The following is a 21,473-nucleotide window of genomic DNA, read 5'->3' as shown; positions in this document are numbered from 1 at the left end:
AATTCGAGACCAGCCGAGATCGGATCGTTACCGGCCCGCGTGGGTACGCGCCCGGAGGTGCGGTCATGGGACGGAGGACCGTTTTCCCCGATCCCAGGAGCACCCCATGAACCGCATGACCCGCGGCATCGCCGCCGCTTCCTTCTCCGGCCTGATCGTCTTCGGCCTCGGCGCCTGCGGCTCCGAGGAGGAGGGCACCGTCGAGGTCACCGAGACCGAGCAGGTCACGGAGACCGAGGAGCAGTCGACCGAGGTCACCGAGACCCTCGAGCCCACCGAGACCGAGGTCAGCACCGAGACCGAGGCTGTGGAGACCGAGACCGAGGTCAACACCGAGACCGAGACGGAGTTCAGCACCGAGACCGAGGGCTGATGCGTTGAGCACAGTCGCTCCCGACGTGGAGCACCGAGCAGCGGGCGGCGCCTTCCGGCGCCGCCCGCTGTGGGTCCGGGTGCTCCCGCTCGCCCTGCTCCTGCTGGCCGCCGCCGTACGGCTTTGGGCGCTGGGCGACCCCGGACGGCTCTACTTCGACGAGAAGTACTACGTGCAGGACGCCGTGGACTACCTCAACCGCGGCGTCGAGGAGGGCCGGCCGGTCCACCCCCCGGTGGGCAAGTGGGTCATCGCCCTGGGCATCGAGCTCTTCGGCAGCGCCACGCCCACCGGCTGGCGGATCGGGGTGGCCGTCGCCGGCTCGCTGACGGTCGTCCTCACCTACCTCTCCGGCCTGCGGCTGTTCCGGCGCCCCGCCCCCGCCGCCCTGGCCGCCCTGCTGGTCTGCCTGGACGGGCTCGCCGTCACCACCAGCCGGATCGGCATGCTCGACGCCACCCTCGGGCTGTTCGTCGTCGCCGCGTTCTGGCTGGTGCTGATCGACCGGGACTCCCGCCGGGCCGCCCGCGGTCCCGGCGAGCCGCTGCACCGGTCGCTGCTGGGCTCCCGGTACCGGTGGCTGGCCGGCGTCGCGCTGGGGCTGGCGGTCGGCACCAAGTGGTCCGGGCTGCTCGCCGTCGCCGCCGCGGGCCTGCTGGTGCTCGGAACCGAGCTGGCCGGACGGGGCGAGGGCCTGCCCCGGGCGGCCCGTCGCGGCGTGGCCGTGGCCGCCGGTGGCGCGCTGAGCCTGCTGCTGGTGCCCGCCGCGGTGTACCTGACCAGCTACGCCGGCTTCTTCGCCTCCTACTCCGACAGCCGCGCCGCCGAGGTCGCCTGCGCCGCCGGCGACTGCGGCACGTCGGCGGGTGACCGGCTGGAGACCTGGGCCGAGGACCAGGCCGGCGTGGTCGCCTACCACGGGAGGCTGGAAGCCACCCATCCGTACCGCTCCAGCCCGCTGGGCTGGCCCTGGCTGCAGCGCCCGGTCCTCACCTACGCCGCTGAGTGCGCCGCCACCGCGGACCCCGACGAGTGCGCCGTCCCCCCGGGCACGAAGGCCCGCATCGTGCAGCTGGGCAGCCCCGCGCTGTGGTGGCCGGCGCTGCTGGCCTACCCGGTGCTGCTGTGGCGCGCCGTCGCCCGCCGGGACGGCGTCGCCGCCAGCATCCTCGTGCCACTGCTGCTGCTGTGGGCCCCGTGGCTCGCCGCAGGCAAGCCCGGCTACTTCTTCTACCTGGTGCCGGCGGTGCCGTTCATCGCCTTCGCGCTGGTCCGCGCGGTCCAGGTCGGGCCGCGCCCCCGGCTGGTCGGCGCCGGGGTCGCCGTCCTGTCGGTCGCGGCGTTCGTGTTCTTCGCCCCGCTCTGGCTGGGGCTCCCGACGCACCCCGAACTGCTGGACCTGCGGTACTGGCTGCCCACCTGGCGGTGACCGGGGCCGCACCGGTGCGTCGTTTGCCGATCTCGGGGGTCGGGCAGATGGCGCCGGTGACGAGCACCCAGCAGGACAACCCCGTCGGCGGCTCCGCGTCGGCGCGCACCCGGCGCATCCGGGAGACCGCTCGCGAGATGCTCGGGTTCGAGGACTTCCGCCCCGGCCAGGAGGAGGCGATGAAGGCCGTCGCCGCCGGCCGGGACACCCTGGCGGTGCTGCCCAGCGGCGCCGGGAAGTCGGCGGTCTACACGGTGCTGGGCACGCTCCTGGAGGGGCCGGTGCTGATCGTCTCGCCGCTGATCGCGCTGCAGCGGGACCAGGTGCAGCGGCTGGCGGAGCTCGGCGAGAAGGCCGTCGGCCAGGCCGCCGTGCTCAACTCCAGCCTCTCCGGCGGCGACCAGCAGGCGGTGCTCGACGGGCTCCGTGACGGAACGGTCCGCTTCTGCTTCCTCGCGCCCGAGCAGCTGGCCAAGCCCGAGGTCGTGGACGCGATCCGCGAGGCCGGGCCCGCGCTGTTCGTCGTCGACGAGGCGCACTGCGTCTCGGCGTGGGGGCACGACTTCCGCCCCGACTACCTGCGCCTGGGTGGCGTGGTCGAGCAGCTCGGCCACCCGACCGTGCTGGCGCTGACCGCCACCGCCGCGCCGCCGGTGCGCGCGGAGATCCTCGAGCGGCTGGAGATGCACGACCCGGAGGTCGTCGTCGCCGGCTTCGACCGGCCGGAGATCCGGCTGGAGGTCGAGCAGCACGCCGACGCGCACGGCAAGCAGGCCGCCGTGCTCGACCGGGTCACCGAGCTGACCGGGCGCGGCACCGGGATCCTCTACAGCGCCACCCGCCGCGGCACCGAGGAGTTCGCGCACGCGCTCACCGAACGCGGGCTGCGGGCGCAGGCCTACCACGCGGGGCTGAGGAAGAGCGACCGCGAGGAGGTGCAGCGGGCCTTCATGGCCGACGAGCTGGACGTCGTCGTCGCCACCACCGCCTTCGGCATGGGCATCGACAAGCCCGAGACCCGGTTCGTGGTGCACGCCGAGCCGGCGGACTCGATCGACAGCTACTACCAGGAGATCGGCCGGGCCGGCCGCGACGGCGAGCCGGCCACCGCCGTGCTGGTCTACCGACAGGAGGACCTCGGCATCCGCAAGTTCTTCGCCGCCGGCGCCCCGGCCGAGGAGGAGCTGCAGCAGGTCGCCGGGCTGGTCCGGGCCGGCGTCGAGGCCGGCATGGACGGCGTGGACGTGACGGAGCTGCGCGAGGAGACCGGCCGGCCCGCGACGCCGCTGGTGCGCGACCTCAACCTGCTGGAGCAGGCCGGCGCCGTCGTGCTGGACGACGAGGGGACGGCGTCCCCCGCCCCCGACGCGCCGGCGCCCGGAGAGGCCGCGGCAGCCGCCCGCGAGCTGGCCGAGCACCACATCCGGGTCGACGAGAGCCGGATCGAGATGATGCGCGGCTACGCCGAGACCACCGGCTGCCGGCGCCAGTTCCTGCTCGGCTACTTCGGGGAGCAGCTCGACGAGCCGTGCGGCAACTGCGACAACTGCAGCGCGGGGCTGTCCACCGAGCAGCACACCGCCGACGCCGACCACCCCTTCCCGGTCGACCTGGCCGTGGAGCACACCGAGTGGGGCCCGGGCGTCGTCATGCGCCACGAGGACGACCGGGTGGTGGTGCTCTTCGAGGCGGTCGGCTACAAGACCCTCGCGCTCCAGGCCGTCGTCGACAACCGGCTGCTGACCGCCCGCACGGGCCGCTGACCCCAGCAGCCGACGCCGCGATCAGCTCCTCGGCGGGCTGAGCTCCAGCCGCCACCGGCACTGGTCGGCCACCCAGCGGTCGTGGGTGATCACGATGACCGGGACGCTCTCCGCGGCCCTGCGCAGGGCGGCCACGACGTCGCGCGTCGTGGCCTCGTCGAGGTTGGCGGTGGGCTCGTCCGCGACGACCAGTGCCACGTCCCGCGCCAGCATCCGGGCGATGGCCACCCGCTGCTGCTGTCCGCCGGACAGCTCGGCGATCCGGCGGTCCCGCATCTCCGCCAGGCCCATGGCCTCCAGGGCGCGCTGGGCGCGGGGCGCCCGCTGTTCCTCGTCGATCTCGGCGTCGCCCATGTCCAGCAGCAGCATCTCCCACGGCGTGTAGTCCGGGAGCAGCCCGTAGTCCTGGGGGATGTAGCCGATCCGGCGCCGGTGGAGCTGCCGCTCGTCGTCCTGCCGTCCCTGCGCCAGGACCGACCACTCCTGCCCGAGGACCTTGACCGACCCCTCGTACGGCGCCTGCTCCTGCCCGCCGATCAGCGCGCCGAACGTGGACTTGCCCGCACCGCTCTGACCGACCACGGCCACCAGACCGGGACCCGTCACGTCGAACTCGTCGATCGAGAGCACCGTCGGCCCGTCCGGGAAGGAGAAGCGCAGCCCGCGGACCTCGACGACCTTCTCCGCCAACGCGCCACTCTCCGTCACTGTTGGGCCTGCACGCTCTTGGGGGACTGGCCCGCGGCCACCCAGGCCGGGACCGTGGTCGCAGCGCCGGCCAGCAGGATGGTGACCGGGAAGGCCGCCAGCAGGGACACGGCCGTGAACGAGACCGGCAGGACGGTGAACTCGCGGACGGCGAGCCCGCCCAGGATCCCGGCGGCCTCCCCCACCACCGCCCCACCGAGGACCGGGGGCGCCATCTCCCGGAGGAAGTCGCGCACCAGCCGGCTGCGGAAGACGCCGCTCTGCCGGCGGATGCCGATCTCACGCTTCCGCGACTGCATGAGCACCCAGCCCACGGTCGCCGTCGCCGCAGCCGTCTGGACGACCATGGCCAGGGTCACCGCGACCGTCAGCTCGCGGAGGATCGAATCGATCAGGTCGACGTCGACCACGCCGGCCGCGCGCACCTCGGGAGTGCCCAGGTCGCCGCTGATCCGGTCCGACACCCCGTAGGAGAGCGACATGAGCAGAACGGAGAACCCGACACCCATCGCGACGGAGGCCCCGGAGACCACGCGCCACGGGCCACTGCGCGGTGTCCGACCGCCCGAACGCATGCGTGCCCCTTCCGTTCGGCCGACTGGGCGCAGAACGTACCGGCCGACTTCGGCACAAGATCACACCGGGTGGCAGGTGTTCACTCGTACGAGTGGGTGAACGAGACCCCTTTCGGCGTGCGGGTTCCCCGCCGCGGCTTGATCATGAGCGAGGACCGGGCGGATCGCGCCCGGCCGGGAGGAGCGCGCGCGTGAAGGTCCTGGGCATCAACGCCATCTACCACGACCCGGCGGCGGCGCTGGTCGTCGACGGGAAGGTCGTGGCCGCAGCCGAGGAGGAGCGGTTCAGCCGGCGCAAGCACGGCAAGCGCCCGCTGCCGTGGAGCGCGTGGGAGCTGCCCGAGCTCTCCGCCGCCTGGTGCCTGAAGGAGGCCGGGATCCGGCCGGAGGAGCTCGACGCGGTCGCCTACTCCTTCGACCCGGCGCTGATGGGCACCCCGGAGGAGTCGGGGCTGTTCGACGACGGCGACGTCATGCGCAAGAAGTACGCCGAGATGGCGCCGGACTTCCTGGCCCACGCGCTGCCCGGCCTGGACCCGGCCAAGGTCCGGTTCGTCAAGCACCACGTCGCCCACGCCGCGTCGGCCGGCCTGGCCGCCCCCGGTCGCGAGGGCCGGCGCGACAACGCCGTCCTCGTGCTCGACGGTCGTGGTGAGGCGCACAGCCACCTGGCCGGCCGCTACGTCGACGGGCAGCTGGAGGTGCTCGCCGGCCAGGCGCTGCCGCACTCCCTCGGCCTGATGTACGAAGACCTCACCGACCACCTGGGCTTCCTGCGCAGCTCCGACGAGTTCAAGGTCATGGCGATGGCCTCCTACGGCAAGCCGCGCTTCCTCGGCGACCTGACCGAGCTCATCCGGGCCACCGAGGACGGCGGCTTCCGCACCGAGAAGATCGACTTCATCGAGTTCGCCCCGCGACTGGGCAAGGGCGACCAGTGGACCTCCGACCACGCCGACCTCGCCGCCAGCGTGCAGACCCGGCTGGAGGAGGTGCTGGTCGACCTGGCCACCTGGGTGCACGAGCAGACCGGGGAGAAGACCCTCACCCTGGCCGGCGGCACCGCGCTCAACTGCGTCGCCAACACCCGGATCCTGGCCGAGAGCCCGTTCGAGCAGGTCTGGGTGCAGCCGGCCGCCGGCGACGCCGGCACCGCGCTGGGCGCCGCCCTGCACGTCGCCCGCGAGCTCGGCGAGGAGACCCAGCCGATGCCCGGCGCGGCGTTGGGTCGCGGCTGGAGCGACGACGAGATCGAGAAGGTGCTCACCACCGCGGCGATCGACTACGAGCGCCCCGACGACGTCGCCGAGGCCGTGGCCGAGGTCCTCGCCGACAACGGCATCGTCGCCTGGTTCCAGGGCCGCAGCGAGTACGGCCCGCGCGCGCTGGGCCACCGCTCGCTGCTGGCCCACCCCGGCTTCGAGGCCAACCTCGAGCGGATGAACGACGTCAAGGGCCGCGAGCAGTTCCGCCCGGTGGCACCGATGGTGCTGCTGGAGAAGGCCCCGGAGATCTTCAGCCGCGGCCCGATCCCCTCGCCGTACATGCTGTTCGTGCACGACGTGGCCCCCGAGTGGCGTGACCGCATCCCCACGGTCACCCACGTCGACGGGACGGCGCGGATCCAGACCATCGACCCGGAGACGTCCCCGCTGGTGCACCGGATGATCTCGGCGTTCGAGCGGCGCACCGGGCTGCCGGTGGTGGTCAACACCAGCCTGAACACCGCCGGCCGGCCCATGGTCGACGACCCGCGCGACGCGCTGGAGTGCTTCGGCTCGGCCCCCGTCGACCTGCTGGCCATCGGCCCGTTCGTCGTCCGCCGCCCGAAGGCCACGCCCCGCCCCGCCTAAGGTCACGATCCGGGAACGGCCGTCACCCGACCGGGTGGCGGCCGTTTCGGGTGATCATGGCTGGGAACCCCTGTCACGGCCCGCTGAGACCCGGCGGCCCGACGACATCACGGAGGGCACCCATGACCGCAGCAGACCACGGCACCGGCAACCGAGGCATGACCTGGCCGCAGATGCTGGCCATGGCGATCGGTGTGATCTACACGCTGATCGGCATCATCGGCTTCTTCATCACCGGCTTCGACGACTTCGCCGCGCACACCGACGAGACCCTGCTCGGCTTCTCGATCAACCCGCTGCACAACATCGTGCACCTGCTGATCGGCCTGGCCGGCATCGCGCTGGCCCGGAAGCTGAGCACCGCCCGGACCTACGGGTGGCTGCTCGCCGTCGGCTACGGCGCCGCGTTCATCTACGGCCTGTTCGCCGCCGGCGAGGAGGAGCCGCTGAACTTCCTCAGCATCAACTGGGCGGACAACTGGCTGCACCTGGCCAGCGTGATCGCCGGCCTGGCCATCGCGCTGGGCCCGGTGAAGGACGCGACCACCCGCGGCCGGGACGAGTCCCTGCGCACCCGCTGAGCGACACCCCCGATCGCACGACCGCCCCGGACGCCAGCCGGCGTCCGGGGCGGTCGTGCGTCGAGACGGCTACGGTCCGGACATGGACTTCAGCCTGTCCGCCCGGGCCGAGGACGTCACCGGCCGGATGTGGGACTTCATGCGGGAACGGGTGTTCCCCGCCGAGCCGGTGTACGACGCCTGGCGGGCCGCCCGCGGGCACGACGACCACGGGCACCCGCCGGTGCTCGAGGAGCTCAAGGCGGAGGCGCGGTCCCGCGGGCTGTGGAACCTCTTCTCCCCCGAGCTCTCCGGGCTGAGCAACCTGGAGTACGCCGGCGTCGCCGAGGTGACCGGCTGGTCACCGGTGATCGCGCCGGAGGTGACCAACTGCGGCGCCCCGGACACCGGCAACATGGAGACGCTGATGCTCTTCGGCACGCCGGAGCAGAAGACGCGCTGGCTGGAGCCGCTGCTGGCCGGGGAGATCCGGTCGGGGTTCGCGATGACCGAGCCCGACGTCGCCAGCTCCGACGCCCGCAACATCCAGACGTCGATCGTGCGCGACGGCGACGAGTACGTGGTCAACGGTCGCAAGTGGTGGACCAGCGGCGCCGCCGACGAGCGCTGCCAGGTCTTCATCGTCATGGGCAAGACCGACCCCGACGGCGCCGCGCACCGCCAGCAGTCGATGGTGCTGGTGCCCCGGGACACCCCCGGCCTGGAGATCGTCCGGCACCTGCCGGTGTTCGGTTACCAGGACCAGCACGGGCACTCGGAGCTGCGCTTCACCGACGTCCGGGTGCCGGTGGCGAACCTGCTGGCCGGGGAGGGCGACGGGTTCATGGTCGCCCAGGCCCGGCTGGGCCCCGGCCGGATCCACCACTGCATGCGCGCGTTGGGCATGGCCGAGCGGGCGCTCACGCTGATGGTCGAGCGGGCCAAGGCCCGGGTCGCCTTCGGCCGACCGCTGGCCGAGCAGGGCACCGTCCGGGAGCTGATCGCCCGCTCGCGCATCGAGATCGACTCCGCGCGGCTGCTGGTGCTCAAGACCGCCGACCTCATCGACCGGCACGGCGCCAAGGGCGCCCGCACGGAGATCGCCGCGATCAAGGTCGCCGCGCCGCAGGTGGCCTGCGACGTGATCGACCGGGCGATCCAGGTGCACGGCGGCGCCGGGGTCAGCGACGACACGGTGCTGGCCCGGTTCTACGCCAGCGCCCGCACGCTGCGGATCGTGGACGGGCCCGACGCGGTGCACGTGCGCTCGGTGGCCCGGGAGGAGCTGGCGCGCGAGCGCCCCTGGCACGGCTGAAGGTCACGACTCGGTCACGGTGACACCCCTGCGGCGCCCCCCACGGCGTCCTAGGGGGTGACGGCGGGAGGAGACCGGGTGCGAGCCGACCACGAGGCGGGGTTCGAGGCGTTCGTCGCCGCGCGCTCCGACGACCTGCTGCGGGTCGGGTTCCTGCTCACCGCCGACCGCGGTCACGCCGAGGACCTGCTGCAGACCGCGCTGCTCAAGGCCTACCGGCACTGGGGGCGGATCTCCCGCGAGGACCCCTATCCCTACGTGCGCAAGGTGCTGGTCACCAGCGCGGCCAGCTGGCGGCGCCGGCGGGCGACCCAGGAGATCGTCTCCCTGCCCGACCGGGACGTCGCGGGCCCCGACCCGACCGACGACGTCGCCGAGCGGGACCGGATGGCCACCGCGCTCGCCACCCTGCCGCCCCGGATGCGGGCGGTGCTGGTGCTCCGCTACGGCGAGGACCTCGGCGAGGCGGCCACCGCCGCCGCGCTGGGCTGCTCGGTGAACACCGTCAAGAGCCAGACCACCCGAGGGCTCGCCCGGCTGCGTGCCGTGCTCGGCGAACTCCCGACCCCCGCCCGCTTGGAGTGCTGACGTGGACCTCATCGACGTCGAGACCGAGCTCCGGTCGCACCTGGCGAACCGGCCGACCCCCCGCGCCCCCGGCGACCTGGCCGCGCGCACCCGGCTGCGGCACCGCCGGCAGCGCCGCCAGCAGGCGGCGGTGGTCGGCGTCGGGCTCGCCGTCGCGCTGGTCTTCGGGTCGGTGCCCGTGCTGCGCGGCCTGCTGCCCGAGACCGGGACGACGCAGGACGTCGCCGCGCCCTCCCGGGGCGTGAGCACGCAGAACCTCTACGACCTGCCTGCCCGCGGGGCGCTCGCCGACGACGCGGCCTGGCTGCAGGCGGTGGCCGCGCTGCCGTGGGAGCCCGACGAGCTCGACCCGGCCGCCCCGCCACCCGCCGACAGCCACCGGGTGGCCTGGGCCGACGACGTGGACGGGGTCCGGATCGCCTTCGTGCTGGGCAGCGCGGACGGGCGGATCAGCGGGACCTGGTTCACCGGCCCCGCCGGCGCGGAGCCCGCGGAGATGACCCAGGCGACCGGCGTGCAGCGGCTGGTCCGCAACCAGCCCACGGGCCTGGTCGACGTCCCCGCCGGCGGGTCGTCCGGCCTCCTGGTCGTGGTGGGCCTCCCCGGCGACACCGTGGAGTACGTCGACGGGACCACCGTGACCGCGACCGGCGAGGAGCGAGTGGACCGGCGCGAGATGCCGGGAGCGGACGGCGTGGCCGCCGGCGCGATCGGTGAGCCGCGTGGCACGCCGCCCATGCACGTCGCCGTCCAGCGGAACGGCCAGCCGGTCGACTCGATGAGCCTCACGATGACCGACCGCGCCGAGGCCGTGCTCCCGGCCCCGGTCGAGTTCACGGACCCGCGCGGGCTCGGGTCCCGGGTCTCCGAGCAGGCAGTGCAGCAGGTGCTGCAGACGGCGGTGGGCGCCTACGGGTCCGGGTTCGACGGCGCGACCCCCGTGCTGCTCGCGGCGGGGCCGACCGGGACCGGGGAGATGGTGCTGGCCGGCGTCACGTTCCGCTCCGGCGCGACGCTCCTGGTGGTCGGCTCCACCCGGCACGGCGCCGACGGCTCCACCACCGGCTCGACCTCGACCGCCGACCCGCAGCCGGTCGGGACACCGCTGACGGACCAGCTGCTGGCGGTGCCCCTGGACGGGGACCTCGCGCTGAGCGGGCCACCGGACGCCGCAGTGGCGGAGGTGCTGGACGCCGCCGGGGCACGCCTGGTCACCGTCCCCCTGTCCAGAGGGTCGGGGGTGGGCACCGCGGGCGACGGTCCGGCGGCGGCCACGGTCCGGTTCCTGGGCGCGAACGGCAGCGTGCTGGCCGCGGCCCCGGTCACCGAGCTGGCCCGGTGACCGGGGAGCCCGCGTCGGTCATCGCCATGCGGCAGCTGGCCGAGGAGGCCCACCGGCGGCCGCGTGGCCGGTGGTCAGCCGCGCGGCGCGCGGCGGTACAGGAGGAACCCGACCGCCGCGAGCGCGACGCCGAGCACCAGCTGGCCGATGCCGACGCCGGCGCGGTCGGCACCGAACCAGGTGACGCTGGAGACCAGCAGGACGGCCGCGACGCCCAGCACGAGCAGGCCGACGAGACGTTCGCGAGGAGCCCGGGGGGCGGGTGAGGTCACGCGCCGACCCTACGGCCGGGCAGCTGCCGACCCGGAGCCCCGCCGGTCGCGCTCGGCGGGCCACCGGTCGAGCATCGCGGCGAGCTCCTCCCGGAAGTACGCGAAGAAGTCGCGGGTCTCGGCCAGCCGCCGACCACCGGGGCGCTCGTCGCCGAGCTCGGCCACCCCGCCCGCGACCACCCGCTCGTAGTGCTCCAGCACGCCGATCCGGGCGGCGAAGAACCGGGACCAGAGGTCCTCGTCGTGCAGCACGTAGAGGTCGCTGCGGGTGCCCGGCTCCCGCTCCCGGGCCAGGAACCCGATCTGCACCAGCTGGCGCACCGCGCCGCTGATCGCCGCGGGGCTGACCTGCAGGCCCGCGGCGAGCTCGGTCGCGGTGTACCGGTCGGCGTCGTCGGCGAGCGCGTAGGCGAGCACCCGCGCGGCCATCGGCTGCATGCCCGTCTCGCGCAGCACCAGGGCGAACCGCTCCACGAAGCGGAGCAGCGCCGCCCGTTCGGCGTCCTCGTCGGCCACCGGCTCTCCTCTCCTGGTCGGGGAGGCGAGGCTACCCGTCGTAGCAACATCAATGAGGTTCACAAACTTGTGAAGTGTGTGTAGCTTCGCCGCCATGACCGAGGTGATCGCGGTGTCCGGGCTGGTGAAGACCTTCGGCCGCACCCGGGCGCTGGACGGGCTCGACCTCACCGTGCGCGCCGGCGAGGTGCACGGCTTCCTCGGCCCGAACGGCGCCGGCAAGTCCACCACCATCCGGGTGCTGCTCGGGCTGCTGCGGGCCGACTCCGGCGACGTCCGGCTGCTCGGCGGCGATCCCTGGCGCGACGCCGTCGCCCTGCACCGCCGGCTCGCCTACGTGCCCGGCGACGTCGTCCTGTGGCCCACCCTCAGCGGCGGGGAGGTCATCGACCTGCTCGGCCGGCTGCGCGGCGGCCTGGACCCTCGGCGCCGGGCCGAGCTGCTGGACCGCTTCGACCTCGACCCGCGGAAGAAGGCGCGCACCTACTCCAAGGGCAACCGGCAGAAGGTCGCGCTCGTCGCGGCGCTGGCGTCCGACGCCGAGCTGCTGGTGCTCGACGAGCCGACGTCCGGGCTCGACCCGCTGATGGAGGCGACCTTCCAGCGCTGCGTGCAGGAGGTCCGCGCCGAGGGCCGCACGGTCCTGCTGAGCAGCCACATCCTCGCCGAGGCGGAAGCGCTGTGCGACCGGGTGAGCATCATCCGGCAGGGCCGCACGGTGCAGAGCGGCAGCCTGGCCGAGCTGCGCCACCTCACCCGCACCGCGGTCACCGCGGAGACCGACCGCCCGGCGCCCGGGCTGGCCGAGCTGCCCGGGGTGCACGGGCTGGAGGTGACCGACGGCCGGGTCGCCTTCGACGTCGACGGCGACGCGCTGGACGCCGCGGTGCGCTGCCTGAGCGAGGCCGGGCTGCGGTCCCTGCACAGCGCGCCGCCCACCCTGGAGGAGCTGTTCCTCCGGCACTACGACCAGACGGCCCCCACCGCGGACGGCGCGCGGTGACCGCCCGCCCCTCGCTGGCCGGCACCGGCGCGCTGCTGCGGTTCGCGCTCCGAAGGGACCGGCTCCGGCTGCCCGCCTGGGTGGCCGGCGGCGCCCTGCTGGTGATCGTGCAGTCCGCCGCTGCCCAGTCGACCTACGACTCCCCCGGCTCGCTGGCCGCCTACCGGGCCTCCGTGGGCAGCAACGCCGCGTCCATCGCCCTCGCCGGCCCGCCGGTGGGCCTGGACACGATCGCGGGCACGGTCGCCTTCGAGATGGCGACGCCCCTGGCCGTCGTCGCGGTGCTGATGGTCATGTTCACCACCGTGCGGCACACCCGCGCCGACGAGGAGCTCGGGCGCACCGAGCTGGTCCGGTCGACCCGGATCGGCCGGCACGCCCCGCTGGCCGCGGCGGCCGGGGTTGCCGCGCTCGCCAGCGCCGCGCTGGGAGCCGCGATCGGCGCGGGGGCGACCGCCAGCGGGCTCCCCGCGCCCGGGGCCTTCGTGCTGGGCGCATCCGCGACGGCGACCGGGCTGGCCTTCACCGGGCTCACCGCACTGGCTGCCCAGCTCGTCTCCACCGCCCGCGGGGTGTACGGCCTGGTGGGCGCCCTGCTGGGTGTCTCCCTCGTGCTGCGGGCCATCGGCGACGTCGAGGGCAACGGCCTGTCCTGGGCGTCCCCGGTGGGATGGGCCCAGGCCAGCCACCCCTGGTCCGGCGACCGCTGGTGGCCGTTGCTGCTGAGCGTCGCCGCAGGCGTGGCAGCGCTGGCCGCGGCCACCCAGGTGCTGGACCGGCGCGACCTCGGCGCCGGGCTGGTGCACCCCCGCCCCGCGGCCGCGGTGGCCCCGCGGTCGCTGCTCTCGCCGCTGGGGCTGACCTGGCGGCTGCACCGCGGCGCGCTGCTGGGCTGGGCGGTGGGGGTGACGTTGCTCGGGGCGGTCTACGGCGCCCTCGCCGAGTCGGTGGAGACGCTGCTGGCCGACAACCCCGACGTCACCGCCTTCCTGCCCGACGCCTCGGCCGCCGGCCTGGTCGACGCCTTCCTCGGCGTCGCGCTCACCACGACCGCGCTGCTGGTGGCCGCCTACGGCGTCGCCGCGGCGCTGCGGGCCCGCGCGGAGGAGACCGCCGGGCGCGCCGAGCCACTGCTGGCGACCGCCACCTCGCGGAGCCGCTGGCTCGGCGGGCACGTGCTCGTCGCGCTCGCCGGGACGGTCGTGCTGCTGGCGCTGGGCGGGCTCGGCACGGGCGCGGCCCGCGCGGCCTCCACCGGCGACGCCGGCGACCTCGTCCGGGTGCTCGGCGCGGCGCTGGCGCACACCGCCGGCGTCTGGGTGCTCGTGGCGGTCGCCGTCGCCCTGGTGGGGCTGGCGCCCGAGCCGGCGCTGCCCGCGGCGTGGGCCGCCTTCGGCCTGGTCGCCGTCGTCACGCTGTTCGCCGAGTCCTTCGACTGGCCCGGCTGGGTCACCGACCTCTCGCCGCTGGCCTGGACGCCGGCCATGCCGGCCGAGCCCTGGTCGACCGCGCCGGTGGCCGGGCTGCTGGCGGTCACCGCGGCGCTGACGGTGATCGGCCTGGGCGCGTTCCGCCGCCGCGACCTCGCCACCGCCTGAGGGCCCGGCAGGCAGAAACCGGGTGCGGACACCGGGGCGCGGGGGCAGCATGCCGACGTGATCGTCCGCCGCGAGCAGCCGACCGACGCCGAGCAGGTCCGGCAGGTGCACCGGGCGGCCTTCGCCGCGCCCGGGCTGCCGGACGGCGCCGAGGTCCCCGAGGCCCGCCTGGTCGACGAGCTCCGCGCGGACGCCGGCTTCCTGCCGCACCTGTCGCTGGTCGCGGTCGACGGCGGCCGGGTCGTCGGGCACGTGCTGGCGACCCGCGGCCGGCTCGAGCCCCTCGCCGTCCCGGCGCTGGGGCTCGGCCCGTTGGGCGTGCTGCCCGCCGCGCAGCGGCGCGGCGTCGGGACGGTGCTGGTGCACGCGGTGCTGGCGGCGGCCGAGGCGTGCGACGAGCGGCTGGTGGCGCTGCTGGGCGACCCTGCGTACTACGGCCGCTTCGGTTTCCGCCCGGCCACCGAGCTGGCCGTGACCGCCCCCGACCCGGCGTGGGGCGAGCACTTCCAGGCCCGGCTGTTGGGGCCGGCCACGCCCGCGGGCACCTTCCGGTACGCCGCGCCCTTCGACCGGCTCTGAGGCTCAGCCGCGCTTGGTCGGCGGCTTGCCCTCGTCCAGCGCCTCCTGGGCCTGGACCGGGTCGTAGGCGCAGGCGTCGGTGACCTCGGCGGCCGGGTCGGCCGGGTCGGCCGGCGGAGGCTCTGCCGGTGCGCTCGACTGGGCCGTCGAGCTCGAGGGGGCCGGCTGCGCGGCGTCGGCCGGCGGCGCGGTGGTCCCGGCCGCCGCGTCGCCGTCCGAGGGGGGCTGCAGCGCCTGCTGCACCAGCGAGCGGATGCGGTCGTAGTCGGGGTAGGCGGGGGTGATCACCGTGTCGTCGAAGACGACGCTGCGGATCTCGGTGCCCTGCACCAGGAAGGCCAGGTCGACGACGTCGTCCAGCAGCGACTGCGGGATGTCGGTGGAGACGATGTCCTGGGTGGTCGCGGCCAGCTCCCGGTACCGGGACAGCAGGGTCACCGGGTCGGCGGCCTCGACGATCGCGTCGATGACGCAACGCTGGCGGTCCATCCGCTGGTAGTCCGACAGCCCGTAGCGACCCCGGGCGAAGTCCAGCGCACGGACGCCGTCCATGTGCTGGTCGGGGCCCGGCGCGATGTAGTCGTCCGGGAGCTCCTGGCCGACGATGCCGTTGATCGGCACCCAGTAGTTCACGTCCACGGTGATGCCCCCGAGGGCGTCGACCAGGCGGCTGAACCCCTCGAGGTTGACCAGCACGAAGTAGTCGATGTGCAGGCCCAGCGCCTCGCCGACGCCCAGCTTGAGCATGTCCGCGCCGAGGTCGTCGGTCGGGCCCAGGATGTCGGGGTACCAGGCCGGCCCGTTGCGGTAGACCGCGTTGAGCAGGCTCTCGCTCTCGCTGCCGACGTCGAACCCGTCGGGCCAGACGTCGTGCAGCGGGCTGTCCTCCGGGAAGGGCAGGTCCTGGAGGTTGCGGGGGAGGCTGAACAGCGTCGTCTCCCCGGTGCGGGTCTGGATGTTGGCCACGATGACGGTGTCGGTGCGCACCCCCTCGCGCCCCTCCCCGCCGTCGCCACCGAGCAGGAGGATGTTGACCTCGTCGGTGTCGCCGAAGGGGTGATCGTCGTCCACCGGGTCGGTGACCGTGGCGCTCTCCCGGTCGGCGAACACCGTGTCGACCAGGTCGCGTTGGGCCAGGGTCGCGCCCACCGCCTGGTAGGTGGGCCAGGCGATCCCCGCGCACAGGGCCAGGACGACCGCGGCTCCCACGGCCTGCTGCCAGGGGCGCAGCCGGCGGGGGCGCAGCACCACCCAGCCGGCGACCACCATCAGCGCCCAGGCGACCGCGAGCGCGACCAGCCCCACGACCACCCAGGCGAGGGCGGTGGAGTCCACGGCCACCCGGACGGCGTCCCGCCAGCCGCCCAGGCCCAGCCACACCAGCGCGGCCATCAGCAGCCCGAAGACGACGAGCACGGCGGCGCCCAGCCGGCGGCGGCCACCGGCCACCAGTGCCGTGCCCGGCAGGACGGCGCCGACGACGGTGAGCCCCAGCGCGGAGCCGAAGCCGCGGTCGGCGTACCGGCCACGGCGACCGGCCGCGGTGGCACCGGCGGGCGGAGGCGGCCCGGAGGTGCGGGCGGAGCCCGATGGGTCGTCGCTCACGCAGCCGTCGTCCCCTCGCAGCACCCGGTCATCCCACCCATGCTCCCACCGGATACGGGTGCCGTGCCCCGGCTGCGACCGCGGATCACCCGTCCGGGCCGCCAGCATCGACGGTGCGTCCGCGCATGATCACGGTCAGCGCCGAAGCGGGGGACGAGGTGGTGAACAGGCGCACGGGCGCGGACTGCGCCGGCCCGATGGCGGGTAGTCGGGGGAACGTCAGCCGCCGCGCCCGTTGTTACGGTTGCGTAGGTTACGAGACCGTAGGTGACTTCCCGGGAGGACCCGTGCCGCAGACCACCGCACAGGCAGCACTGCTCATCGAGCTCGAGTCCGTCGTGGAGGAGAACCTGAATCGCCACCTCGGCCTGGCCCAGGAGTGGCACCCGCACGACTACGTCCCCTGGTCGCAGGGGCGCGACTTCGCCTTCCTCGGCGGCGAGGACTGGTCGCCGGAGCAGTCGAAGCTGGACGAGACCGCCAAGGCGGCGATGTTCACCAACCTGCTCACCGAGGACAACCTGCCCAGCTACCACCGGGAGATCGCCACCCAGTTCGGCCGGGACGGCGCCTGGGGCACCTGGGTGGGCCGCTGGACGGCGGAGGAGAACCGGCACGGCATCGCCCTGCGCGACTACCTCGTCGTCACCCGCGGCGTCGACCCGGTGGAGCTCGAGCGGGCCCGGATGGACTACATGACCTCCGGCTACGACTCCGGCGACAAGACCGCGCTGGAGACCGTCGCCTACGTCTCCTTCCAGGAGCTCGCCACCCGGGTGAGCCACCGGAACACCGGCAAGGCCACGGGCGACCCGATCGCGGACAAGCTGCTCGCCCGGATCGCCAAGGACGAGAACCTGCACATGGTCTTCTACCGGAACATCGTCTCCGCGGCGTTCGAGATCGACCCCGACGCCACCATGCGGGCGGTCGCCGACGAGGTCATGCGCTTCGAGATGCCCGGCGCCACCATGGCCGGCTTCCGCAAGAACTCGGTGATCATCGCCAAGGCCGGGATCTACGACCTGCGCCTGCACCACGACGAGGTCATCTCCCCGGTGCTGCGCGCCTGGAAGGTGTTCGAGCGGACGAACCTCGGGCCCGCCGGCGAGCAGGCCCGCGAGGAGCTCGCGCAGTTCATGGTCGGGCTGGACGCCCAGGCGACCAGGTTCGTGGAGAGCCGCGAGCGGATGCGCGCCCGCCAGCAGGCCCGGCAGGACACCCAGCTGACCTCGCTCCCCCAGTAGAAGGACCACCCTGCCCCCCGGACCTCGCACGCCCGGCCCGGGCCCCTGCAGGGCCGCCGTTCCATCACCTCCCGACCCACCTAGGCTCGGTCCCCGTGCGCCTGGCGACCTGGAACGTGAACTCCATCCGCAGCCGAGTCGACCGGGTGGAGGCCTGGCTGCAGCGCAGCGACGTCGACGTCCTGGCGCTGCAGGAGACCAAGTGCAAGGACGAGCAGTTCCCCGAGGAGCGCTTCCGCGCGCTGGGCTACGAGGTCGCGCACGTCGGCTACTCGCAGTGGAACGGCGTGGCGCTGCTGTCCCGGGTGGGGCTGACCGACGTCGAGGTCGGCTTCCCCGGCATGCCGTCGTGGGCCAAGGAGGGCGCCGAGCCCGCCGCCGAGGCCCGCGCCCTGGGTGCCACCTGCGGCGGGGTGCGGGTGTGGAGCCTCTACGTCCCCAACGGCCGGACGCTGACCGACCCGCACCTGCAGTACAAGCTGGAGTGGCTGGAGGCGCTGCGGGTCAGCGCCGGCGGCTGGCTGACCGACGACGCCGACGCGCAGGTGGCGCTGGTCGGCGACTGGAACATCGCCCCGCAGGACGACGACGTCTGGGACATCTCGGTGTTCAGCCACTCCACGCACGTCTCCGAGCCCGAGCGGGCGGCCTTCCGCGGGGTGGTCGAGGCCGGGTTCACCGACGTCGTCCGGCCGTACACCCCGGGGCCCGGCGTCTACACGTACTGGGACTACACGCAGCTGCGCTTCCCGCGCCGCGAGGGCATGCGCATCGACTTCGTGCTCGGTTCCCCCGCGCTGGCCCGCCGGGTCAGCGACGCCCGGATCGACCGCGAGGAGCGCAAGGGCAAGGGCGCCAGCGACCACGCCCCGGTGATCGTGGACCTCGCCGACTGAACCGCCGTCAGTGCGGGCGGTGCTGGACCAGCCCGACCGGCACCGGCCCCGGCCAGTCGGCCTCCAGCGCCTCGGCGGTCTCCTCACGCAGCTCCTGCGCCGCTCCCACCGTGCACAGCCGCTGCGGCACGGGTTCCTCGGTCGCCCGCACGTCGGCGACCACCACCGTGATGTTGTCCGTGGGCGGGCCGGCCAGCGCGGCGTCCCGCAGCGCCGCCGCGGCCTCGGCGGGGGTGCCGGTGGCGAGCAGCCCGGCGATCACGTCGGGCGGGACGACGTCGGAGAGGCCGTCGGAGCAGACCATGACCCGGTCACCGGCGGCGGCGTCCAGCCGGATCACGTCGAGGGCGGCGACGTCGTCGTCGGCGCCGTGCAGCGCGGCGTAGACCGCCGACCGCTGCGGGTGCACCCGGGCCTCGGCCGGGGTGAGGCTGCCGGCGTCGATGAGCGCCTGCACCAGGGTGTGGTCGGTGCTCACCTGCTGCAGCTCACCGCCGGAGAGCAGGTAGCCACGGGAGTCGCCGATGTGCAGCAGCACCAGCCCCTCGGCGTCCGCGTGCACCGCGGTGAGGGTGGTCGCCATCGTGCGCAGCCGCGGGCGTTCGGTGTAGGCGGCCCGGATCCGCTCGTTGGCGCTGGCCACCACCCGGACCGGGTCGTCGGAGCCCTCCCCCGTGCTGCCCACCGCCAGCGGCGCGAGCCAGGTGGCCACCAGCGAGGAGGCCACCGCCCCGCCGACGTTGCCACCGACGCCGTCGGCGATCGCGACCAGCAGCGGGCCACCCACCGCGGAGTCCTGGTTGTCCGGGCGCGGGCCGCGGGTGGAGACGGCTGCGCTGTCCAGCACGAGCACCGTCTCCACCTCCTGACCTGCAGATCTCACCTGGCACCGCGCGCGGCAGTGATCGAGAGGACGTTAGATGACGCGACGGCGCGGCGCCCCCGGGCAGCGCCGCGCGCGCCGCGGCTCCGGGCGTGCCGACAGCCTGCCACCGGGGTGCCCGGACGCTCACCGCCGCCCCGTACCGTCGCACGACGTGCTCGTCCTGCTGCCCCCGTCGGAGACCAAGCAGCCCGGTGGCGACGGCCCGCCGCTCGACCTGGCCGCGCTGACCGCCCCGGAGCTGACGCCGGTCCGGGCGCAGCTGGTCGACGCGCTGACCGCCCTCGCCGCCGACGTCCCCGCCGCCCGCGCCGCCCTCGGGCTGTCGGCGAAGCAGGACGACGAGATCGCCCGCAACGCCGCACTGCGCACCAGCCCGACCATGCCGGCCATCGAGCGCTACACCGGCGTGCTCTACGACGCGCTGGACGTCCGGTCGCTGACCCGCGCCCAGCGGGCCCGGGCCGCGACCCGCCTGGCGGTGGGGTCGGCGCTGTTCGGCGTCGTCCGAGCCGGGGACCAGGTGCCGGCCTACCGGCTGTCGGCGGGCTCGGCGCTGCCGGGCCTGCCCACCCTGCGGTCGCTGTGGAAGCCCGTGCTCACCGACGTGCTGACCGCGACCGACGAGCTCGTCATCGACCTGCGTTCGGGCGCCTACGCCGAGCTGGCCCCCGTGCCCGACGCGGTCACCGTCCAGGTGCTCAGCGAGCGACCGGACGGCACCCGGGCCGTGGTCAGCCACTTCAACAAGGCGCACAAGGGCCGGCTGGCGCGGCTGCTGGCCACGACGACGGCCGAGCCGGACTCCGTGGTGCGGCTGCGGACCCTCCTGCGCCGGAACGGGTTGCACGTGGAACACGACGGCGGCAGCCGGCTCACCCTCGTCGTCCCGGCCGATGCGGTCACCCGGTGAGCGAGGTTCCTCAGCGCTGAGAGACCGGCTAGCGTCGCCGGGGTGAGCAACGACCTGTGCACCCGCCCGGCCACCGAGCTCGCGGCGCTGGTCCGCGACCGGCAGGTCAGCGCCCGCGAGCTGCTCGAGGCGCACCTGACGCGGATCGACCGGCTCAACCCGGCGCTCAACGCCATCGTGACGCTGGACGCCGAGGGCGCGCGGGCCGCGGCCGACGCCGCCGACGCGCAGCTCGCCGCGGGGGAGCCGGTCGGCCCGCTGCACGGCCTGCCGGTGGCCCACAAGGACACCCACCAGACCGGGGGCATGCGGACGACGTGGGGCTCGCCGCTGCACGCCGACACCGTGCCCGCCCGCGACGAGCTCGCCGTCGCCCGGCTGCGGGCCGCCGGCGCGATCCGGGTGGGCAAGACGAACGTGCCGGAGTTCGCCGCCGGCTCGCACACCTTCAACACGCTGTTCGGTGCCACCCACAACCCCTACCGGCACGGGCTGTCGGCCGGCGGGTCCTCCGGCGGCGCCGCCGCCGCGCTCGCGGCCGGGCTGGTGCCGCTGGCCGAGGGCAGCGACATGGGCGGCTCGCTGCGCAACCCGGCGGCCTTCTGCAACGTCGTGGGGCTGCGCACCACCCCGGGCCGGGTGCCCACCCACCCGGCGCCGATCGGCTGGTCGCAGCTGTCGGTGCAGGGGCCGATGGGCCGCACCGTCGCCGACGTCGCGCTGCAGCTGTCGGTGCTGGCCGGCCCCGACCCGCGGGTGCCGATCTCGCTCTCCGACCCCGGCCGCCCGTTCGCCGCACCGCTGCCCACGGAGCTGACCGGCCTGCGCATCGCCTGGACCCCCGACCTGGGCGGCCGGGTGCCGGTCGACCCGGCGATCACCGAGGTGCTCATGGCCCAGCTCGGCGTCTTCCGCGCCCTCGGCGCAACGGTCGACGAGGACTGCCCGGACCTGCGCGACGCCGACGAGGTGTTCGGCGTGCTGCGGGCCTGGCTGTTCGAGGCGAGCTTCGGCGACCAGGTGCGCCGCAGCCCGGAGTCGTTCAAGCAGACGATCCGCTGGAACGCCGCGCGGGGCGCGGAGCTCACCGGCGCCGACGTCGGCCGCGCCGAGGTGGCGCACACGAAGCTGTACGAGCGGGTCGTCGCCTTCTTCGAGCGGTACGACGTGCTGCTCGCCCCGACCACGCAGGTGCTGCCCTTCCCGGTGGAGGTCGAGTACCCCACCGCGGTGAACGGGGTGGAGTTCGACGACTACCTGGGCTGGATGCGCTCCTGCACGCTGATCTCGGCCACCGGCTGCCCGGCGCTGTCGGTGCCCGGCGGGTTCACCGCCGACGGGCTGCCGGTGGGGCTGCAGATCGTCGGCGCTCCGCGGGCGGACCGGCGGGTGCTGGAGGTCGGGCACGCCTTCGAGCAGGCCACCGGTCACGGCCTGCGCCGTCCGGAGCTCTGA

General features: G+C 74.7%; 21 protein-coding genes. 15 read left to right on the top strand and 6 right to left on the bottom strand.

Annotation, left to right across the window (positions count from 1 at the left end):
* The first annotated feature begins 106 nt into the window (after positions 1-106).
* Genes ACI783_RS05120 through ACI783_RS05110 form a run of 3 tightly spaced genes read left to right on the top strand, consistent with a single transcriptional unit; the run spans position 107 to position 3,565 of the window.
* Positions 107-373 (top strand): hypothetical protein, encoded by a 267-nt coding sequence (locus tag ACI783_RS05120; RefSeq protein WP_457083897.1) that lies wholly within the window; start codon positions 107-109, stop codon positions 371-373.
* Positions 374-377: 4 nt separating this feature from the next.
* Positions 378-1,802 carry a phospholipid carrier-dependent glycosyltransferase gene (locus ACI783_RS05115; protein ID WP_457139437.1) on the top strand — a complete coding sequence of 475 codons (1,425 nt, stop codon included), beginning with the start codon at positions 378-380 and terminating at the stop codon, positions 1,800-1,802.
* Between the two features lie 56 nt (positions 1,803-1,858).
* Positions 1,859-3,565, top strand: coding sequence for a RecQ family ATP-dependent DNA helicase (locus ACI783_RS05110; protein ID WP_457139436.1), 1,707 nt, complete (start codon positions 1,859-1,861; stop codon positions 3,563-3,565).
* A gap of 21 nt (positions 3,566-3,586) precedes the next feature.
* On the opposite strand, the gene ACI783_RS05105 is transcribed toward ACI783_RS05110, so the two are convergent.
* Positions 3,587-4,255 carry an ABC transporter ATP-binding protein gene (locus ACI783_RS05105; protein ID WP_457139435.1) on the bottom strand — a complete coding sequence of 223 codons (669 nt, stop codon included), beginning with the start codon at positions 4,253-4,255 and terminating at the stop codon, positions 3,587-3,589.
* A 14-nt stretch (positions 4,256-4,269) separates the two neighbouring features.
* Positions 4,270-4,755 (bottom strand): ABC transporter permease, encoded by a 486-nt coding sequence (locus tag ACI783_RS05100; RefSeq protein ID WP_457139434.1) that lies wholly within the window; start codon positions 4,753-4,755, stop codon positions 4,270-4,272.
* A gap of 284 nt (positions 4,756-5,039) precedes the next feature.
* On the opposite strand from ACI783_RS05100, the gene ACI783_RS05095 reads away from it, so the two are divergent.
* The 5 genes from ACI783_RS05095 (at position 5,040) to ACI783_RS05075 (ending at position 10,506) form a co-directional block, all read left to right on the top strand.
* Entirely contained in the window at positions 5,040-6,701 is a 1,662-nt protein-coding gene (locus tag ACI783_RS05095) for a carbamoyltransferase family protein (protein WP_457139433.1), read from the top strand.
* Positions 6,702-6,823: 122 nt separating this feature from the next.
* Positions 6,824-7,282: a DUF4383 domain-containing protein gene (locus ACI783_RS05090; protein ID WP_457139432.1), complete on the top strand. Its 459-nt coding sequence runs from the start codon at positions 6,824-6,826 to the stop codon at positions 7,280-7,282.
* Positions 7,283-7,364: 82 nt separating this feature from the next.
* Positions 7,365-8,576: an acyl-CoA dehydrogenase family protein gene (locus ACI783_RS05085; RefSeq protein WP_457139431.1), complete on the top strand. Its 1,212-nt coding sequence runs from the start codon at positions 7,365-7,367 to the stop codon at positions 8,574-8,576.
* Positions 8,577-8,654: 78 nt separating this feature from the next.
* Positions 8,655-9,164, top strand: coding sequence for a SigE family RNA polymerase sigma factor (locus tag ACI783_RS05080; protein WP_457139430.1), 510 nt, complete (start codon positions 8,655-8,657; stop codon positions 9,162-9,164).
* A 1-nt stretch (position 9,165) separates the two neighbouring features.
* Positions 9,166-10,506 carry a hypothetical protein gene (locus ACI783_RS05075; RefSeq protein WP_457139429.1) on the top strand — a complete coding sequence of 447 codons (1,341 nt, stop codon included), beginning with the start codon at positions 9,166-9,168 and terminating at the stop codon, positions 10,504-10,506.
* 74 nt (positions 10,507-10,580) lie between these two features.
* Here ACI783_RS05075 and ACI783_RS05070 read toward each other — a convergent pair whose 3' ends face one another.
* Together ACI783_RS05070 and ACI783_RS05065 are read right to left on the bottom strand one after the other, a co-directional pair.
* Positions 10,581-10,778, bottom strand: coding sequence for a hypothetical protein (locus ACI783_RS05070; RefSeq protein ID WP_457139428.1), 198 nt, complete (start codon positions 10,776-10,778; stop codon positions 10,581-10,583).
* Positions 10,779-10,787: 9 nt separating this feature from the next.
* Positions 10,788-11,294, bottom strand: a complete 507-nt coding sequence (locus ACI783_RS05065; protein WP_457139427.1) for a GbsR/MarR family transcriptional regulator — start codon at positions 11,292-11,294, stop codon at positions 10,788-10,790.
* Positions 11,295-11,388: 94 nt separating this feature from the next.
* On the opposite strand from ACI783_RS05065, the gene ACI783_RS05060 reads away from it, so the two are divergent.
* The 3 genes from ACI783_RS05060 to ACI783_RS05050 are packed head-to-tail and all read left to right on the top strand — an operon-like array spanning position 11,389 to position 14,474.
* Complete coding sequence (locus ACI783_RS05060) at positions 11,389-12,297, top strand: ATP-binding cassette domain-containing protein (protein WP_457139426.1); 909 nt, start codon at positions 11,389-11,391, stop codon at positions 12,295-12,297.
* Entirely contained in the window at positions 12,294-13,895 is a 1,602-nt protein-coding gene (locus ACI783_RS05055) for an ABC transporter permease (RefSeq protein WP_457139425.1), read from the top strand. Before ACI783_RS05060 ends, ACI783_RS05055 begins: the two co-directional genes overlap by 4 nt.
* Positions 13,896-13,952: 57 nt before the next feature.
* Positions 13,953-14,474 carry a GNAT family N-acetyltransferase gene (locus ACI783_RS05050; RefSeq protein WP_457139424.1) on the top strand — a complete coding sequence of 174 codons (522 nt, stop codon included), beginning with the start codon at positions 13,953-13,955 and terminating at the stop codon, positions 14,472-14,474.
* A gap of 3 nt (positions 14,475-14,477) precedes the next feature.
* Here ACI783_RS05050 and ACI783_RS05045 read toward each other — a convergent pair whose 3' ends face one another.
* Positions 14,478-16,079 (bottom strand): LCP family glycopolymer transferase, encoded by a 1,602-nt coding sequence (locus ACI783_RS05045; RefSeq protein ID WP_457139423.1) that lies wholly within the window; start codon positions 16,077-16,079, stop codon positions 14,478-14,480.
* A gap of 287 nt (positions 16,080-16,366) precedes the next feature.
* On the opposite strand from ACI783_RS05045, the gene ACI783_RS05040 reads away from it, so the two are divergent.
* Both ACI783_RS05040 and ACI783_RS05035 read left to right on the top strand, forming a co-directional pair.
* Positions 16,367-17,326, top strand: coding sequence for an acyl-ACP desaturase (locus tag ACI783_RS05040; RefSeq protein WP_457139422.1), 960 nt, complete (start codon positions 16,367-16,369; stop codon positions 17,324-17,326).
* A gap of 95 nt (positions 17,327-17,421) precedes the next feature.
* Positions 17,422-18,222 carry an exodeoxyribonuclease III gene (locus ACI783_RS05035; protein WP_457139421.1) on the top strand — a complete coding sequence of 267 codons (801 nt, stop codon included), beginning with the start codon at positions 17,422-17,424 and terminating at the stop codon, positions 18,220-18,222.
* A gap of 7 nt (positions 18,223-18,229) precedes the next feature.
* On the opposite strand, the gene ACI783_RS05030 is transcribed toward ACI783_RS05035, so the two are convergent.
* Positions 18,230-19,105, bottom strand: a complete 876-nt coding sequence (locus ACI783_RS05030; protein WP_457085115.1) for a PP2C family protein-serine/threonine phosphatase — start codon at positions 19,103-19,105, stop codon at positions 18,230-18,232.
* A gap of 154 nt (positions 19,106-19,259) precedes the next feature.
* Between ACI783_RS05030 and yaaA the strand changes: the two genes are divergently transcribed.
* Positions 19,260-20,018: a peroxide stress protein YaaA gene (gene yaaA / locus ACI783_RS05025; protein ID WP_457139420.1), complete on the top strand. Its 759-nt coding sequence runs from the start codon at positions 19,260-19,262 to the stop codon at positions 20,016-20,018.
* A gap of 42 nt (positions 20,019-20,060) precedes the next feature.
* Positions 20,061-21,473: an amidase gene (locus ACI783_RS05020; RefSeq protein WP_457139419.1), complete on the top strand. Its 1,413-nt coding sequence runs from the start codon at positions 20,061-20,063 to the stop codon at positions 21,471-21,473.

The sequence above is a fragment of the Modestobacter sp. SYSU DS0511 genome, assembly GCF_054050755.1.
The sequence above is the reverse complement of the archived record's forward strand: the minus strand, read 5'-3'. Positions and strand labels throughout refer to the sequence as shown.

Bases quoted from the DNA above. Each gene is read 5' to 3' on its own strand.
- ACI783_RS05120 (WP_457083897.1), top strand. From the start codon at position 107: ATGAACCGCATGACCCGCGGCATCGCCGCCGCTTCCTTCTCCGGCCTG.
- ACI783_RS05100 (WP_457139434.1), bottom strand. From the start codon at position 4,755: ATGTCGCTCTCCTACGGGGTGTCGGACCGGATCAGCGGCGACCTGGGC.
- ACI783_RS05090 (WP_457139432.1), top strand. From the start codon at position 6,824: ATGACCGCAGCAGACCACGGCACCGGCAACCGAGGCATGACCTGGCCG.
- ACI783_RS05085 (WP_457139431.1), top strand. From the start codon at position 7,365: ATGGACTTCAGCCTGTCCGCCCGGGCCGAGGACGTCACCGGCCGGATG.
- ACI783_RS05060 (WP_457139426.1), top strand. From the start codon at position 11,389: ATGACCGAGGTGATCGCGGTGTCCGGGCTGGTGAAGACCTTCGGCCGC.